17 protein-coding genes are annotated in these 14,710 nt (G+C 69.3%); 7 read left to right on the forward strand and 10 right to left on the reverse strand.

Going from position 1 to position 14,710, the window contains the following annotated elements; all coding sequences use genetic code 11:
• Positions 1 to 41: 41 nt before the first annotated feature.
• Together F614_RS0104325 and F614_RS0104330 are read right to left on the reverse strand one after the other, a co-directional pair.
• Positions 42 to 878: a PP2C family serine/threonine-protein phosphatase gene (locus tag F614_RS0104325; RefSeq protein WP_019558350.1), complete on the reverse strand. Its 837-nt coding sequence runs from the start codon at positions 876 to 878 to the stop codon at positions 42 to 44.
• A gap of 75 nt (positions 879 to 953) precedes the next feature.
• Complete coding sequence (locus tag F614_RS0104330; RefSeq protein WP_018867581.1) at positions 954 to 1,904, reverse strand: PDC sensor domain-containing protein; 951 nt, start codon at positions 1,902 to 1,904, stop codon at positions 954 to 956.
• A 148-nt stretch (positions 1,905 to 2,052) separates the two neighbouring features.
• Between F614_RS0104330 and F614_RS0104335 the strand changes: the two genes are divergently transcribed.
• Positions 2,053 to 2,571, forward strand: a complete 519-nt coding sequence (locus F614_RS0104335) for a GNAT family N-acetyltransferase (protein ID WP_018879292.1) — start codon at positions 2,053 to 2,055, stop codon at positions 2,569 to 2,571.
• A gap of 2 nt (positions 2,572 to 2,573) precedes the next feature.
• Here the strand turns inward: F614_RS0104335 and F614_RS0104340 are convergent, their stop codons facing one another.
• The 7 genes from F614_RS0104340 to F614_RS0104370 form a co-directional block, all read right to left on the reverse strand.
• Positions 2,574 to 2,786 (reverse strand): hypothetical protein, encoded by a 213-nt coding sequence (locus F614_RS0104340; protein ID WP_018867579.1) that lies wholly within the window; start codon positions 2,784 to 2,786, stop codon positions 2,574 to 2,576.
• A 139-nt stretch (positions 2,787 to 2,925) separates the two neighbouring features.
• Positions 2,926 to 3,930 carry a hydrogenase expression/formation protein HypE gene (hypE, locus tag F614_RS0104345; protein ID WP_019558351.1) on the reverse strand — a complete coding sequence of 335 codons (1,005 nt, stop codon included), beginning with the start codon at positions 3,928 to 3,930 and terminating at the stop codon, positions 2,926 to 2,928.
• Positions 3,927 to 5,015 carry a hydrogenase formation protein HypD gene (gene hypD, locus F614_RS0104350; RefSeq protein ID WP_019558352.1) on the reverse strand — a complete coding sequence of 363 codons (1,089 nt, stop codon included), beginning with the start codon at positions 5,013 to 5,015 and terminating at the stop codon, positions 3,927 to 3,929. Before hypD ends, hypE begins: the two co-directional genes overlap by 4 nt.
• On the reverse strand, positions 5,012 to 5,266 hold the full coding sequence (locus F614_RS0104355) for a HypC/HybG/HupF family hydrogenase formation chaperone (protein WP_018877027.1): 255 nt from the start codon (positions 5,264 to 5,266) through the stop codon (positions 5,012 to 5,014). The genes hypD and F614_RS0104355 overlap by 4 nt, the downstream gene beginning before the upstream one ends.
• A gap of 4 nt (positions 5,267 to 5,270) precedes the next feature.
• Positions 5,271 to 7,577 (reverse strand): carbamoyltransferase HypF, encoded by a 2,307-nt coding sequence (gene hypF / locus F614_RS0104360; RefSeq protein WP_019558353.1) that lies wholly within the window; start codon positions 7,575 to 7,577, stop codon positions 5,271 to 5,273.
• Positions 7,574 to 7,834 (reverse strand): hydrogenase maturation nickel metallochaperone HypA, encoded by a 261-nt coding sequence (locus F614_RS0104365; protein ID WP_018863238.1) that lies wholly within the window; start codon positions 7,832 to 7,834, stop codon positions 7,574 to 7,576. The genes hypF and F614_RS0104365 overlap by 4 nt, the downstream gene beginning before the upstream one ends.
• A gap of 10 nt (positions 7,835 to 7,844) precedes the next feature.
• Positions 7,845 to 8,192: a DUF3024 domain-containing protein gene (locus F614_RS0104370; RefSeq protein WP_018877025.1), complete on the reverse strand. Its 348-nt coding sequence runs from the start codon at positions 8,190 to 8,192 to the stop codon at positions 7,845 to 7,847.
• A gap of 191 nt (positions 8,193 to 8,383) precedes the next feature.
• Here F614_RS0104370 and F614_RS0104375 point away from each other — a divergent pair, with 191 nt between their 5' ends.
• Positions 8,384 to 8,692 (forward strand): response regulator transcription factor, encoded by a 309-nt coding sequence (locus F614_RS0104375; RefSeq protein ID WP_018867573.1) that lies wholly within the window; start codon positions 8,384 to 8,386, stop codon positions 8,690 to 8,692.
• A gap of 42 nt (positions 8,693 to 8,734) precedes the next feature.
• On the opposite strand, the gene F614_RS0104380 is transcribed toward F614_RS0104375, so the two are convergent.
• Positions 8,735 to 9,868: an acyl-CoA desaturase gene (locus F614_RS0104380; RefSeq protein ID WP_018867572.1), complete on the reverse strand. Its 1,134-nt coding sequence runs from the start codon at positions 9,866 to 9,868 to the stop codon at positions 8,735 to 8,737.
• Positions 9,869 to 10,176: 308 nt separating this feature from the next.
• Here F614_RS0104380 and F614_RS0104385 point away from each other — a divergent pair, with 308 nt between their 5' ends.
• From F614_RS0104385 to ubiB, 5 genes are all read left to right on the forward strand, one after another.
• The gene (locus F614_RS0104385) at positions 10,177 to 11,082 is read left to right on the forward strand and encodes a DMT family transporter (protein WP_018878216.1); all 906 of its coding nucleotides are present in this window, start codon (positions 10,177 to 10,179) and stop codon (positions 11,080 to 11,082) included.
• A 186-nt stretch (positions 11,083 to 11,268) separates the two neighbouring features.
• Positions 11,269 to 11,634, forward strand: a complete 366-nt coding sequence (locus F614_RS0104390; protein ID WP_018867570.1) for a gamma-butyrobetaine hydroxylase-like domain-containing protein — start codon at positions 11,269 to 11,271, stop codon at positions 11,632 to 11,634.
• A gap of 13 nt (positions 11,635 to 11,647) precedes the next feature.
• Positions 11,648 to 12,397: a bifunctional demethylmenaquinone methyltransferase/2-methoxy-6-polyprenyl-1,4-benzoquinol methylase UbiE gene (ubiE, locus tag F614_RS0104395; RefSeq protein ID WP_018867569.1), complete on the forward strand. Its 750-nt coding sequence runs from the start codon at positions 11,648 to 11,650 to the stop codon at positions 12,395 to 12,397.
• A 7-nt stretch (positions 12,398 to 12,404) separates the two neighbouring features.
• Positions 12,405 to 13,025, forward strand: a complete 621-nt coding sequence (locus tag F614_RS0104400; RefSeq protein WP_018878214.1) for an SCP2 domain-containing protein — start codon at positions 12,405 to 12,407, stop codon at positions 13,023 to 13,025.
• Positions 13,025 to 14,710: a ubiquinone biosynthesis regulatory protein kinase UbiB gene (ubiB, locus tag F614_RS0104405; RefSeq protein WP_018878213.1), complete on the forward strand. Its 1,686-nt coding sequence runs from the start codon at positions 13,025 to 13,027 to the stop codon at positions 14,708 to 14,710. The genes F614_RS0104400 and ubiB overlap by 1 nt, the downstream gene beginning before the upstream one ends.

Below are 14,710 nucleotides of genomic sequence, written 5' to 3' on the forward strand. Positions count from 1 at the left end.
CGGTTCGGGCGCGGTGCGGCGCCCGGAGTATACGATCGGCATCAGTCCAGCGGCCACAGCAGGATCGCCAGCGCCGCGGCGAGCAGCAGCAACAGCGCCAGCGTCGGCTGGATACGGGCCTTCAGGTGCCGGCGCCAGAATCGGCCACGGGGTCGCGCCGCCCGCCAGGTGGCGAGCGCCACGTTGTCGCCGCCGGGCCCGGCGCGCCGCGCCGCCTCGCGGGCCGCCTCGGTGGTCGCGGTGCCCAGATCGGGATGGTCCAGCAGTTCGACGATCGCGTCCGGCGCGAACTGTTCCCAGAAGCCGTCGGAACACAGCAGGAAGCGGGTCTGGGCGGTCACGGGCGCCGCGTCATGGTCGACCTGTATGGGATCGACCACGCCCAGACCCTGCAGCAAGCGATTCTGCTCCGGGTGCGTGGCCATCTCCGCCTCGCGGATCACCCCCTGGTCGACCAGCTGCTGCACCCGTGTGTGGTCGCGCGTGCGGCCCTGCAGGCGGTCGCCGTCGATGTGATACAGGCGGCTGTCGCCGCAATGGGCCCAGCAGGCCGAGTCCGGCGTAACGTACAGGGCCACCAGCGTGGTTCCGGGGCGCTGGGCCGGATCGGCGCCGCCTTGTTCCAGCAGGGCCGCATGGGTCTCGAGGAACAGGCTCTCCAGCAGGGCAGGGCCATCCGCGGTCCGCCCCGCGCAGCGATTCCACAGGCGTTCGGCCGTCGCCACGGCCGTCTGCGACGCTTGCGCCCCGCCCTCGTGGCCGCCCATGCCATCGGCCACCAGCAGCAACGCAGTTTGCCCGTCGGGACCGTGCAGCACGGTCACCGCATCCTGCTGCTCGGCGCGGCCACCTGTCTCCCTGGCGTATCCGGTTTCCATAGGCATGTAGCCCCGGTGATCCTGTACCCATGATGACCGAGATGGGCGGCCCGCGACAGCCCGGGCCGGGACCCTTTACCCGGTGGCGCCGATCCAGAACTCGATGGAGCGGCCGAGGAACTCGTCCCAGGTCATGTAGTGCGAGCCGTCACAGGAGAAGGTCAGGCTGACCATGCCGTTGAACAGGTTGATGGAGGCGGAGCGCAGGTAGATGGTCTCGTCCGCGTAGCGCAAGGCCTTCAGCCCCTCCAGTACCCGGCCGACCTCGTCCTTCGGGATCAGTGCCTCCTCGGGGTACGGCTCGTGCGGAAACGCCAGGCAAACGTCGGGATCGCCGAGGGATTCGTGGGTCAGGATGCGGTAGCGGTACGGGTCCTCGGTGGTCCACAGCGTGGCGCGTGAACTGGAGAAGTGGAATACCCCCTGGAACACCCCGCGCTCGGTGAACAGTTCCTCGATGATGGCCAGGGCCGTATCCATGTTCTGGTCCATCAGGCTCTCGGTACGGCTCTGCAGGAACAGCGTGCCGCGGATGGACGGATCGCCCTTGATCTGCCGCCACTCGTTCGGTTCTTCGTACAGGTCCTCGGAAAAGTCGGGCAGGTTGCGCAGGTCGAAATCGGCGCCCAGGAAGCCCAGTGCGTTCCCGTCGCTGTCGCGAACCAGCTGCAGCGCGGTCAGCGAGGGCCGCCGTCCGAGCAGGCTGATGTAGGCATCCGAAAGCAGAAAGCCCGTCGCCGGCACGACCTCCTTCATGTACGGGCGTTGTGACCGGTCGCGCCCGAAATGCTCCGGCAGTACGCCGCTGCGCGAGATGTTGTCGGAGAGCTGGATGCCCCGGGTATTCAGGGCATAGACGAACGTGGCCTCAGGGATCTGGCGGATCGCCTCTTCCAGAATCGAGTCCAGGTCCTCGCGGCGCGGCCAGACCGCGGACAGCCGACGGGCGATGTTGGCCAGAGGCTCCTGCAGCTTGTTCTCGAGGTACTCGCGCTGGTGCTCGATCGCCTTCTTCAGTTCCGTCATGGTGCGGGGTCGTCTCCTTTCGGTGCGGCGCGGATTATCCCCGATCGGGGGTTTCGTTGTCGTGAAGGGCCTCGTGGCTCCATGCGTTTGGCACTTCGCGTTGCGCAAAAGGTCCGAGCAGGAACCGTGCCGACAAACCTGATGACCGATGCCCGAAACCACAACCTCCCTTACCACCTTGACTGCCCGTGCCGCGCGCCCAGAGGATCTCGATGCCATCAACCGCCTCGTCGCCGAGGCGATTGAGGACTGGCCGTTGCCCGAACGCGTGCGCCGCCTGGCCCTGCCGGCCTACCGCTACACCGAGGCCGACCGGATGTTCCTCGACATGGTCGTGCTGGAGTGCGCAGGCGACGTGGTCGGCGTCGCGGCCTGGGAGGCGGCGGGGGCCCAAGAACTGCCGGAGGGTATACCGGATGGCCTTCTGCTCCACGGCCTCTATGTCGGGCGCGCCGCGCGCGGGCAGGGGGTGGGGCGGCAACTGGTCGAGGCCAGTCGCGCCGCCGCGAGGGAGGCCGGTGTCGCCGGGGTGCTGGTCAAGGCCCAGGCCTCCGCCGCCGGTTTCTTCGCCGCCATGGGCTTCGCCCCGGTGCCGGTCCGCGATCGCGACCGGGATTACGAACAGCGTTACTGGTGGCCGGCGAAGGGCGCGTCCTCTCCGCCCTGAGCTCAGCGCCGCGGGCGCTTGCGGTGCCACTGTCGGGCAAACAGCCCCACGATGATCGCCATGGCCAGAAGGCCCAGGCCCAGCGGCCACGCGTGTTCCGGAGCGCTCAGGAAGTGAAGCAACGAGAACCCTTCGCCATGGCCGTGCCCCGGGTGGGCCAGAGCGGGGCTGCTGGCGAGCGTGAGGACTGCGGGAATCAACGGGCGCATCGACATCGGGGGTTCCTCCTGATTGAACCGGGGGGATCACCATAACGCCCGGCGGCCGCCGCCGTCATGCGCGTGATCCCGTGTCGTCGTGAGCACTCCATCGGGCGGTTTCCGTGGTCCCTCGGCAGGCGCTGCAAACAGCGACTCAGCAGATGCGGGGCAACTGCTCGCCGGCGGGCAGGATCACCCGGCGTTCCACGCCGGTCGCGAGGCGTCGGATGACCTCGGGCTCGCCCGCCTTGGCCTGGCCGATCGCAACGGCACCGGCCGTCTCCGGTCGTGACCGCAGCACGCCCAGTGCCTGTTCGGCCGCGGGTTCCGGCACAGCAGCCAGGAAGCGGCCCTCCGAAGCGCTGTGCAGCGGGTCCAGACCGAGGATCTCGCAGGCCCCGCGCACGTCCGCGCGCACCGGGATGGCCCCATCGTCCAGAACCAGGCGGCAGCCGGAGGCGTGGGCCAGTTCCTGCAGCGCGGCCACCGTGCCGCCGCGGGTGGGGTCGCGCAGGGCATGCACGGGCACATCGGCTGCCAGCAGCGCGGCCACCGCCCCGGCGACCGGGGCGCTGTCGCTGGGGATCGGCGGGTCCAGCCCCAGTCCCTCGCGCGCGGCCAGGATGGCGACGCCATGCCGGCCCAGGTCACCGCTGGCCAGCAGCATGTCACCGGGCCGGATCGCGTCCGGTGCGATCCGCACCCCCTCCGGCACGATGCCCACCCCGCTGGTATTCAGGTAGGCCCCGTCGCCGCACCCGGCCTCGACCACCTTGGTATCGCCGGCCACCACCCGGACGCCGCATTCTTCGGCGGCCGCGCTTACGGAGGCGAGGATGCGCCGCAGGTCCTCCAGGGGCAGCCCCTCCTCGAGGATCAGCCCCAGCGTCAGCCACAGCGGCCGCGCCCCGGCCATCGCCAGGTCATTGACCGTACCGTGCACCGCGAGGCGGCCAATGTCGCCGCCAGGGAAGAACAGGGGGCGCACCACGAAGCTGTCGGTGGTCATGGCCAGGCGTCCGTCCGGTGCGTCGAGCACGGCCGCATCGGGGGCGCCGCGAGCGGACGTGCCCAGCGCCGACAGGATCACCTCGTCCAGCAGCTTGGCCTGCAGGCGGCCCCCACCGCCATGCGCGAGGCGGACCACCTCCGTGGTCATGCCCCGCCCCGGTAGTGCAGATAGGCGGCACAGGCCCCCTCGGAGGACACCATCGGCGCGCCCAGCGGAGTGTCCGGGGTGCACTCGCGGCCGAAGGCGGGGCAATCGGTCGGTCGGCGCAGCCCGCGCAGCACCTCGCCGGCGATGCAGGGCCCGTCCGCACCGGTCGCGGGGGCCGTGATCCCGAAACGCGCGACCGCATCGAAGCGGGCATAGGCCGGGCGCAGACCCAGCCCGCTGGCGGGCAGGCGGCCCATGCCGCGCCACTCACGTTCGACCGGCTCGAACACGCGGCTGACCGCATCGCGCGCGGCCGCGTTGCCGTCGTCGCGGGCGGCCCGGTCATAGCGGTTCTCGACCCGGGCCTCGCCGCGTTCCAGTTGTTCCACGCAGGCCCGGATGCCGGCCAGCAGGTCCACCGGCTCGAAACCCGTCACCACGATGGGCACCCGGAAATGCTCGGCGATTGCCTGATAGGCCGCCGCCCCCTCCACGGTGCAGACATGCCCGGCGGCCAGGAACCCCTGGATACGGTGGTCCGGATCCGTCAGCAGAGCCTCCATCGCTGGGGGTACCAGCGAGTGCGAGACCAGCAGCGACAGGTTGGGCAGCCCCAGGGCCTCGGCCTGCAGTACCGCGATCGCGGCGGCCGGGGCGGTGGTCTCGAAGCCCACCGCCAGCAGCACCACCTCGCGCTGCGGGTGTTCGCGCGCCAGGGCGACCGCATCCAGCGGCGAGTAGATCACGCGCACATCGCCGCCGGCCGCGCGCGCGGCGTTCAGGTCGCCCAGTGCGCCGGGGACGCGCAGCATGTCGCCGAAGGTACACAGCATCACCTCCCGGCGGCGGGTCAGCAGCACGGCCTGGTCCAGAGTCTCGGTCGGGGTCACGCAGACCGGGCAGCCGGGCCCGTGGAGCAGCTCGACCGAGCCCGCCAGCAGGTCGTCCAGCCCGTGGCGCAGGATCGCGTGGGTCTGGCCGCCGCAGACCTCCATCAGGGTCCAGCGCCGGGTGCAGGCCGCGCGGATCGCCTCCGCCTGGCGCAGGATCAGCGCCGGGTCGCGGTATTCGTCGAGGTGCCTCACGGGCCCTCCGGCGCGGGCGGCTCGTGCTCGGGGATCTCGCGCAGTGCGGCCAGGGTGCGTTCGGCCGCGGCCTCGTCGATGGTGGCGATCGCGATGCCGGCATGTACCAGCACGTAGTCGCCCGGCCCGGCCTCCGGCGTGCAGGCCAGCGAGACCGTGCGGGTGACGCCGCCGAAGGCCACGCGCGCCTGGCGGAACAGCGGGTCGTCACCTTCCACGCTGTCGATACGACCGGGGATGGCAAGGCACATCGGCTCAGTCTCCGTTCGTTGGCACAGCGGCCCGGCGCGCGATCACCGCCTGACCGAGCGCCAGCCCGCCGTCGTTCGGCGGTATGTGCTGCGGCCACAACGGGCGGAAGCCGGCGGTTTGCAGGGCGTCCACGCATTGTTGCAGCAGTCCCCGATTCTGGAAGCATCCGCCGGTCAATGCCACGGTCTCGCGTTCGCCCGTCCGGGCGGCCGCCACCGCGAACCGCGCCAGTGCGCTATGCAGCCGCGCGGCGATCGCCCCGGGGGTGGCACCGCCCGCCTGCGCCGCCAGCAGGGCGGTGATCAGCGGGCCCCAGTCCGCCTGCCAGGGCATCGCGTTCTCCAGCTCGAGATCCGGGGCATCCACCACGCCCGGCGCGGCCTCTGCTGCCTGCTGCACCAGCATCGCGGCCTGCCCCTCGAAGCCGGCACCGGTGCGCAGCCCGGTCAGGGCTGCCACCGCATCGAACAGCCGCCCGACGCTGCTGGTCCAGGGCGCATTGACCCCGCGATCCAGGGCGCGGAGCAGGGGTGCCCACTCGGCATCGCTAAACAGCGCCCGGGCCGGGCTGGCCGCCAGGGCCGCCGTATCGCCCGCGAAGTGTGCATGCAGCAGCCCCAGCAGTGCGCGTCGCGGCTCGCGGATCGCGGCCTCGCCCCCCGGCAGTCGGAACGGGCGCAGATGGCCCGCACGCTGCCAGTCACCGTCGGCGTCCACGGTCAGGCACTCGCCCCCCCAGAGCGTCCCGTCCGTACCCAGCCCCGCGCCGTCCCAGACCAGCGCCAGGACCGGGTCCTGCACCCCGTGCTCGGCCAGACAGGCCGCGGCATGGGCGTGGTGGTGCTGCACGGGGAAGACCGGCACGCCCGGGCGCTCGGCGAGTGTGGTAGAGGCATAGTCCGGGTGTCGGTCGCAGGTGATGCGCTCGGTCTGCACGCCGCAGAGCCCGGCCAGCGCGCGGGCCTCGCTGTCGAGGCGGCGCAGGGCCGGATCGCTGTCGAGGTCGCCGACGTGGGCGCCGACCACGACCTCGCGGTTCAGGGCCAGCGCCGGTGCCGCCTTGAGGTGGCCGCCCAGCGCCAGCGTGACCAGGCCGGGCTGCGGCAGCGGGATGCGCAGGGGCATGGCTCCCCGTCCCACGCGCAGGCACTGCGGCTGCCCGGCCGCGATCTGGAACACGCTGTCGTCCAGCGGCCGCGCAATCGGCCGGTCGTGGTCGAGGATGGCATCCGCGATCCCGCCCAGCCGAGCCACCGCCTCCTCGCTATCAATACAAAGCGGTTCGCCGCTGCGGTTGCCGGAGGTGCAGACCAGCGGGATCGCGAGTGCGTCCAGCAGCAGCTGGTGCAGGGGCGTGGCCGCCCGCATCAGCCCGAGACGGTTCAGCCCGGGGGCGATGTTCCCGGCCAGCGGCGCATCAATCTTGCGATCCACCAGCACGATCGGAGCCTCCGGGGCATCCAGCAGGCCCCTTTCCGCATCGGATACGTGGGCCAGACAATCCAGCCAGTCGCCGTCCGGCAGCAACACCGCCAGCGGCTTTTCCGGGCGCTGCTTGCGCGCTCGCAGGCGGGCGATGGCCTCCTCGCGGGTGGCGTCCGCCAGCAACTGGAACCCGCCCGCGCCCTTCAGGGCCAGGATCTGCCCCGCGCGCAGGGCCGCCACAGCGGCCTCCAGTGCCGCATCCCCGGTGGCCTGTTCGGTGCCGTCCGGCGCGCGCAGCAGGAGCCGGGGCCCGCAGTCCGGGCAGGCCATCGCCTCGGCATGGAAGCGCCGATCCCCCGGGTTCTCGAACTCCGCACGACAGGCCGGGCACAGCGGGAAGTCATGAAGGGTGGTGCCGGCACGATCCCAAGGCAGCGCCGTGGCAATGCTCCAGCGCGGGCCGCAGGCCGTGCAGGCGGTGAACGGGTAGCGGTAGCGCCGCGCCGTCGGGTCGCGGATCTCGGCCAGGCAGTCGGGACAGGGGGCGCGGTCCGGGGCCAGGGCCGGGGCGCCGCCTCGGTTCGGCCCCGTAGTGAGCCGGAAGCCGGCTGCGCCGGTGGGGGTTACGGGGCTGACAGAGATGTCATTGACACGTGCGGCCACCGGCGCCTCTTGCGCCAGTGCCGAACGAAACGCATCCAGGCGAGCCGCGTCCCCCTCGACCTGGATCACCACGCCCTCGGGCGTGTTGCCGACCGTGCCGGCCAGCGCCAGCCGTTTTGCCAGCGCCGCGACGAATGGGCGAAATCCCACGCCCTGCACCCGGCCGGTGACGACCAGGCGCCAGCGCTCCCGCGCCGGGCTAAGTGTCGCGGGCGTGTTCACGCCACGTCCAGGCTCCGCAGCAGGATCTGTTGCGCCTCGGGGTGGGTCTCGTCGTCGGAGGTCTCCACCTCCAGCTCGGCGCCCTCGGCCAGCGTGCCGCGGGTGCCATCCTCGAAGTGCTCGCGAAAATGCTCCGGCGTGATGTGCGACAGCGCGCCCAGCCAGACCCGCACCCGGGTGACCCGCTCGGCGTTGTTATCCGCCGCCACCTGCTCGATCTTGCGCATCAGGTCGGCCATCAACGAAAACTCGTGCATCCGTGTTCCCCTATCCGAAAAAGCAGGCGTACTCGTCTTTCTCCACCACACTCAGCACATCCTCCAGCGAGGCCAGTTCCGGGTGTGGGTCGTAGCCGTGCCACTTCAGGTCTGCCCGTTGCCAATAGAGTTTCCAACGGCCCGATTTGCGCACGAACGTGGCCTTGAACACCGGGTGTTCCATGACCCTTGTGGGAGCATCCATCAGCGGGCGCACTTCGTACAGCACCACGCTTTGGCCTTCGAGACGCCAGACAAGGTCCAGACGGTCTCGAACATGGGCGGGCGGTCGGCGCCTTTCCATGAACCCCTCCATCACTTTTTCAATCCGCTTGCGCTCGAATTCGCTCAGGGCCATATGTATCCGTTCTCCGTTGCTGTCGGGGCCAATCGCTGGCTAGTCGGGGTCGGCAAAGTGACGATCCCGATAGTTTAGAGTGTGTGCCACGAGACAGCGCTGAAGCGATCCTACGGGCAAGGCTGCCCGTGTCCGGCCAAGTCTCCGTAAAGCGCGACCCCTTCCACCAGCCGACCCCCTCGGGAGACCTCATGCAGATTAACCTCGACACCCCGGATCTGATGACCCGCGTACGGCTGGAGTCGCGCTGGCGTTCGGCCGGCGCCGTGGTCACCTCCAGCCAGACACCGGAGGCGCCTGACCTGGTGGTGGTCGATCTCGGCAGCCGTGGCGTGGAAGCGGTATCGAGCTGGCGCGAGCGCTACCCGGACGCAACGATCCTGGCCTTTGGCCCGCACGTGGAAGGGGCCATGCTCAAGGCCGCGCGCCAGGCGGGCGCCGACGAGGTCGTGGTCCGCGGCAAGGTGGCCGATCGGGTTGCTTCCAAGCTGGGGTGCTGATTGAATCGGAAGGCGTTCGGCCGCGTCATCCGGCGCCCGCGCTCATGCAGAGGCGGTACGGCGTGAGGCGGACAGAGCGCGCAGGCGGCGGCGCTGCATCTTGAGGCGATACTCCAGCTCCTTGAACTGGGTGTGCAGTTCCGTGCGCAGCCAGCGGTCGTTCAGGACCTCGCGCCCGGCCCGCATGTTGCGCGCGTGGACCTCCTGCCACTGGTTCACGATTTCACGGAAGCGCTGGTACTCGCGCTCCAGGGTCGCGCGCCAGTTGTCGTGGATTGCGCCCGCTGTGTCGGCGTTGAGCAGCCGGCGAAACTCGGTGTGCAGCCGCGCGCGCAGGATCTTGAATCGCGGCGTCCAGCGCCGGTCATACACCAGTCCCGTCCAGGCAAAAAGGTTGATCAGCCATTTCGAGGGGTCGTACTGCCACCAGCGCACCCCGTTGCGGTAGTCCGCCTGAAAGGCGTGGTGGAAGTTGTGGTACCCCTCGCCCCAGGTGAGCAGGGCGACCAGGCCGTTGTCCACGGCGGTGTTCTCGTCGCTGTAGGGGCGCCGGCCCCACCAGTGCGCCAGGGAGTTTATGAAGAACGTGAAGTGGTGGCTGAGCACCAGGCGCAGCACGCCGGCCAGCAGCAGCATGCCGACCACATCGCCGAACGCCAGCCCCAGCAGCAGCGGCAGGCCCAGGTTCAGCCCCCATGCGAGCGTCCAGTAATGACGGTGCTGCCACATTACCACCGGGTCCTTCGCCAGGTCCTTCACGCGCGAATAGTCGGGCTCGCTGGTGGGCCAGTTGCGCAGCATCCAGCCCATGTGGGCGTGCCAGAAACCGCGCTTGATCGAATGCGGATCGCGGTCCACGTCATCCACGTAGCGATGATGCACGCGATGCCGCGCGCCCCAGTTGTAGATGCTGTTCTGCAGCGCCAGGGCGCCACTCAATGCCAGCAGAACGCGCAGAGGCCCACGCGCCTTGAGGGTGCGGTGCGCCCACAGCCGGTGATAACCGACCGTGACGCCCAGCCCGCTCAGCACCAGGAACAGCCCGAAGAACAGCCAGGCCGCGCCGCTGAAACCCTGGGTGAACCACCACCACGGCACCAGCGTGACGGCGGCCAGGTTGGTCAGTACGAAGAAAACTGCCGGGGTCCAGGCAATCGGAGGGGAGCGTTCGGACATCGGGGAGACCTGCTGACGATCGGGGCGAGCGAGGGTGCTCGTCCATTCATACTGTATGAGACCACTGCGGGCGCAAAAAATGCCCTTGTGCCGGAAGGCCGGCCCCAGCGACCGGTCGGATGCGGGGCATTCCACCGGAGCCGACGTTCGGCGCCGGGTCTTTCCAACCGTGTCGGGCCTCCCTGTAAGATGTGACGCTTGTTTCGAAGGCCGGCCCGGTCGCTCCCGTGGCCGAATACCCGCCATTGCTGGCCACGTCGAGTCACCGACTACGGCCCGTTACATCCAGCGATCAAAGGGAGTGATTGATGGGCCTCGGTGTTGGACTCGTGGTGCTGGCGGCTTTCTTCTGGGGGTTGTCCGGCGGGATCGGCGGCATCCTGATGGCCGAGGGCTGGGACGCCTTCGTGGTCTCGTTCTACCGCGGTGCCATCGGCCTGCTGTTCGTGCTGATCTGGCTCGCCTGGCGTCCCGGTGGCAGCGGGCTGGGCAGCGGCAAGATGTGGTTCTGGTCGGCCGTGGCCGGGCTGGGCGTGGCCGGCAACTTCGCGTTCTACTTCCTCAGCATCGCGCATGGCAGTGTGGCGGTCGCCGCCACGTTGATGTACTGCGCCCCGGTGTTCGTCTACATCATCTCCTTCGCCCTGCGGCTGGAATCCCCGACCACGCTCAAGCTGGTGGCCATCGCGATGGTCATGGTCGGCATCGTGCTGCTGACCCAGATCTACGACACCGGAGCGGGCAATGTGACCCTGATCGGCGCCGGTGCCGGCCTGCTGGCGGGCCTGTCCTACGCGATCTTCATCTTCGGCTTCAAATACGCCGGGCAGCACGGCAGCCCGCAAGCGATCCTGACGATTGCCTTCGGTGTGCTGGTCATCCTGCTGATGCTGCCGGGCGACAATACCCAGATGGTGGAGGTCCTGAGCACCTCCGACTGGCCGCTGTTCCTGGCCCTCGGCATCTTCGGTGCCGGGCTGTCGTTCGCGTTCTACATCAATGGCCTGCGGACTACGGCCCCCGCCGTTGCCTCGATCGTCGCGATGATCGAACCGGTCACCGCCACGCTGTTCGGCGTGGTGATCCTGCACGAAAGCCTGGCACTGGTTCAGATCATCGGCATGGCCCTGATCCTGGTCACCGTCACCGCCCTCAGCGTGTCCTCCCGCGCCACGCCGCCCCCGGTCCCCGAGCGGGGCCGCGACGCCGAGTAGCGTTGTCGCACGGAGTTCCGGATCGCCCGCGCGATCCCTCCTGCCGGGCGGCAGGCCTTTGATGCGCGGGGAGATGCCACGCCGGTCTGCAGGGCTGGTATCCTCGCAGCCTGTTGATGGTGGCCGCTGCGGGCGGTCACGCACGATCTTTCCGGGCTCGCCCGGACCGAGGATTCTGGAGGCTGCATGAGCAGTACGCACCGACCCACCGATATCCAGCTGCATCAGAAGTCGCGCATCCTGGAGTTGACTTACTCCGACGGTTCGCATTTCGAGCTGCCCTGCGAGTTCCTGCGCGTGTACTCGCCCTCGGCCGAGGTGCGCGGGCACGGGCCGGGCCAGGAGGTGCTGCAGGTGGACAAGGAGGACGTGAACATCACCGCGATCGAGCCGGTCGGCAACTACGCGGTGAAGCTGGTGTTCTCCGATGGTCACGACACCGGCATCTACGACTGGGACTATCTGCACAAGCTCGGCACGGAGCAGGAAAGTCTGTGGCAGGATTATCTGGATCGGCTGAAAGAGGCCGGCCACGAGCGCAAGACGCACTGACAACGGCAGCTTGATGAAAGAAGAACCCGGCAAGACCCACTTCGGCTACCAGACCGTACCCGAGTCCGAGAAGGCCTCGCGGGTCGGCGAGGTCTTCCATTCGGTCGCATCGCGCTACGACGTGATGAACGACCTGATGTCGATGGGCATCCATCGCATCTGGAAGCGCTACACCCTGGAGCGCACCGGGGTGCGCCCGGGCATGAAGATCCTCGACCTGGCCGGGGGCACCGGGGACCTGGCCGGGGCCTTCGCCCCACGTGTCGGGCCGAAGGGGCAGATCGTGGTCTGCGACATCAACGCCTCGATGCTGGAGGCCGGGCGCGACCGCATGCTGGACGAGGGCCATGTGGGCAACCTCGACTTCGTGCAGGCGGACGCCGAACAGTTGCCCTATCCGGATGACTACTTCGACCGCGTAACCATCGCCTTCGGCCTGCGCAACGTGACCCGCAAGGAACGCGCACTGGCCGAGATGCGCCGGGTGATCAAGCCGGGCGGGCGCGTGCTGGTGCTGGAGTTCTCGCAGCCGATGGCGCCGCTGCGCCCGCTCTACGATGTCTATTCGTTCAAGATGCTGCCGCTGATGGGCAAGCTGGTCGCCAACGATGCGGACAGCTACCGCTACCTGGCGGAGTCCATCCGCATGCACCCGGATCAGGAGACCCTGGCCGGGATGATGCGCGACGCCGGCCTGGAGAGGGTCGAGTACGACAACCTGACCGGCGGCATCGTCGCGCTGCATCGCGGCACAAAACTGTAACGTTTTCATGGCCGAACCCTTCGCTCTGCCCAGTCCGTTCACGGCCCTGATCGAGGCCACGCTGAACGAACACCTGGCGAGCGCGCCGGAGAAGGACCGGGCGCGCCTGGCCGGGCGCGCAATCGCCATCGTGATCGAGCCCCCGGGGCTGGCCCTTTCGCTGGTCGGGGCCGCCGACCGACTGCAGGTCATCGGCGGTGTCGAGGAGCCGGTGGATGTGCAGCTGGCGGGCTCGCCCCTGTCGCTGGCCGCAGCGCTGGCCCGCGACGACCGTTCCGGGCTGACCATCACCGGTGACGCCACCGTGCTCTCCGATCTGCAGCATGCGCTGCGGGATTCCGGAATCGACTGGGAGGGGCTGTTCGAGCGCTTTGCCGGCGCCGGGGCCGCCGGACCGCTGCGCCACCTGCTCGATCAGGCCCGCGGCAGCCTGCGCCACCTCGGCCGCCGCTCCGCCGAGGATACCGCCGACTATCTGCGCGACGAGCTCGAGTGGCTGCCGGCCGGCGGGGCCTTCGAGGCCTTTGCCGAGGACGTCGCCGACCTGCGTGACGGGGTCGCCCGCCTAGATGCCCGGCTGCGCCGTCTGGAGGCACAGCCCTCCGCACCTGACGACCGGCAGTCCTGATGCGCCGCGCGCTGTACCGGGGCCTGCGGCTGTGGACCATTGCGCGGGTCCTGGTGCGCTATCGCCTGGACGTCATCCTGTTTACGTTGAAGCCGCTGCGCCCGCTCAGCTTCCTGCTCTACCTCGCGCCCTGGAACTGGTTTCGCCGTACCGAAGGTACGCGCGGCGAGCGCATCCGCCGCGCACTGGAGGACCTGGGGCCTATCTTCATCAAGTTCGGGCAGATGCTGTCCACCCGGCGTGACCTGCTGCCGGACGACATCGCGGTGGAGCTGGCCCGGTTGCAGGACCGGGTGCCCCCGTTCCCGTTCGAGCAGGCGCGCGCGCTGATAGAGTCCGAACTCGAGCGTCCGATCGAGATCGCCTTCGCCACGTTCGAGGACACGCCGATCGCCTCGGCCTCCATCGCCCAGGTACACGCGGCCACGCTGCAGGACGGGCGCGAGGTCGTGGTCAAGGTCGTGCGCCCCGGCATCCTCAAGACCATCCGCGCCGATCTCGAGGTGATGCACCTGATCGCGGACCTGGCCGATCGCTACTGGTCCGAGGCCAAGCGCCTGCGCCCGCGCGAGGTGGTGGACGAATACGAAAAGACCGTCACCGACGAGCTGGACCTGATCCGCGAGGGCGCGAACGCCGCCGCGATCCACCGCAACTTCGAGGACAGCCACCTGCTGTACATCCCGGAGATCATCTGGGACTACACGCGCCGCAGCGTGCTGGTGATGGAGCGCATCGGCGGCATCCCGGTGGCCGACATCGCCGCGCTGCGCGAGCGCAACGTGGACTTGAAGCTGCTGGCCGAGCGCGGGGTGGAGATCTTCTTCACCCAGGTGTTTCAGCACAACTTCTTCCACGCCGACATGCACCCGGGCAACATCTTCGTCGATGCCACCCACCCGGACGACCCGACCTACCTGGCGGTGGACTTCGGCATCGTCGGCTCGCTGCTGGACTCCGACCAGCGCTATCTGGCGGAAAACTTCCACGCCTTCTTCAACCGCGACTACCGCCGCGTGGCCGAACTGCACGTGGAGTCCGGCTGGGTGCCGAAAGACACCCGCGTGGACGAGTTCGAAGCGGCCATCCGCACCGTCTGCGAGCCGATCTTCCAGCGCCCACTGGACGAGATCTCGTTCGGCCAGGTCCTGCTGCGCCTGTTCCAGACCGCGCGGCGCTTCAACATGGAGGTCCAGCCACAGCTGGTGTTGTTGCAGAAGACCCTGCTGAACATTGAGGGTCTGGGCCGCCAGCTGTACCCGCAGCTGGACCTGTGGACCACCGCCAAGCCATTCATCGAGAAGTGGATGCACGAACGCATGGGCGTGCGCGCGTTCATCCGCAATGCGCAGCAGCACCTGCCGCGCCTGCTTGCCCAGCTGCCCGAGATGCCCATGCACCTGGAAAAGGCCCTGACGGTCGAAGAGCAGCGCGCCGAGCGCGACGCCGCTCTGCGCCAGCAGATCCGTGACCTGGAGGAAGGCCTGCGCCGCCAGAACCGTCGGCGCCACGAGGCCTGGGGGGGCGCGGGACTGCTCGCCTTGGCGGGGCTGGCCACCCAGCTCGACGTGTCCACCTGGCTCGGCCTGGCCTGGCCGGCCTGGCCGCTCGGCCTGGTTGGCGCCGCCATGCTGCTATTCGGCCTGCGCCCTGGCCCGTACCGTCGCCCCGTCGATCGCACCTGA

Source organism: Thioalkalivibrio sp. ALE12, assembly GCF_000381105.1.
In the GTDB taxonomy this organism is placed as follows: domain Bacteria; phylum Pseudomonadota; class Gammaproteobacteria; order Ectothiorhodospirales; family Ectothiorhodospiraceae; genus Thioalkalivibrio.

Bases quoted from the DNA above. Each gene is read 5' to 3' on its own strand.
- F614_RS0104325 (WP_019558350.1), bottom strand. From the start codon at position 878: ATGGAAACCGGATACGCCAGGGAGACAGGTGGCCGCGCCGAGCAGCAG.
- F614_RS0104330 (WP_018867581.1), bottom strand. From the start codon at position 1,904: ATGACGGAACTGAAGAAGGCGATCGAGCACCAGCGCGAGTACCTCGAG.
- F614_RS0104335 (WP_018879292.1), top strand. From the start codon at position 2,053: ATGCCCGAAACCACAACCTCCCTTACCACCTTGACTGCCCGTGCCGCG.
- F614_RS0104340 (WP_018867579.1), bottom strand. From the start codon at position 2,786: ATGTCGATGCGCCCGTTGATTCCCGCAGTCCTCACGCTCGCCAGCAGC.
- hypE (WP_019558351.1), bottom strand. From the start codon at position 3,930: ATGACCACGGAGGTGGTCCGCCTCGCGCATGGCGGTGGGGGCCGCCTG.
- F614_RS0104355 (WP_018877027.1), bottom strand. From the start codon at position 5,266: ATGTGCCTTGCCATCCCCGGTCGTATCGACAGCGTGGAAGGTGACGAC.
- F614_RS0104365 (WP_018863238.1), bottom strand. From the start codon at position 7,834: ATGCACGAGTTTTCGTTGATGGCCGACCTGATGCGCAAGATCGAGCAG.
- F614_RS0104370 (WP_018877025.1), bottom strand. From the start codon at position 8,192: ATGGCCCTGAGCGAATTCGAGCGCAAGCGGATTGAAAAAGTGATGGAG.
- F614_RS0104375 (WP_018867573.1), top strand. From the start codon at position 8,384: ATGCAGATTAACCTCGACACCCCGGATCTGATGACCCGCGTACGGCTG.
- F614_RS0104380 (WP_018867572.1), bottom strand. From the start codon at position 9,868: ATGTCCGAACGCTCCCCTCCGATTGCCTGGACCCCGGCAGTTTTCTTC.
- F614_RS0104385 (WP_018878216.1), top strand. From the start codon at position 10,177: ATGGGCCTCGGTGTTGGACTCGTGGTGCTGGCGGCTTTCTTCTGGGGG.
- F614_RS0104390 (WP_018867570.1), top strand. From the start codon at position 11,269: ATGAGCAGTACGCACCGACCCACCGATATCCAGCTGCATCAGAAGTCG.
- ubiE (WP_018867569.1), top strand. From the start codon at position 11,648: ATGAAAGAAGAACCCGGCAAGACCCACTTCGGCTACCAGACCGTACCC.
- F614_RS0104400 (WP_018878214.1), top strand. From the start codon at position 12,405: ATGGCCGAACCCTTCGCTCTGCCCAGTCCGTTCACGGCCCTGATCGAG.
- ubiB (WP_018878213.1), top strand. From the start codon at position 13,025: ATGCGCCGCGCGCTGTACCGGGGCCTGCGGCTGTGGACCATTGCGCGG.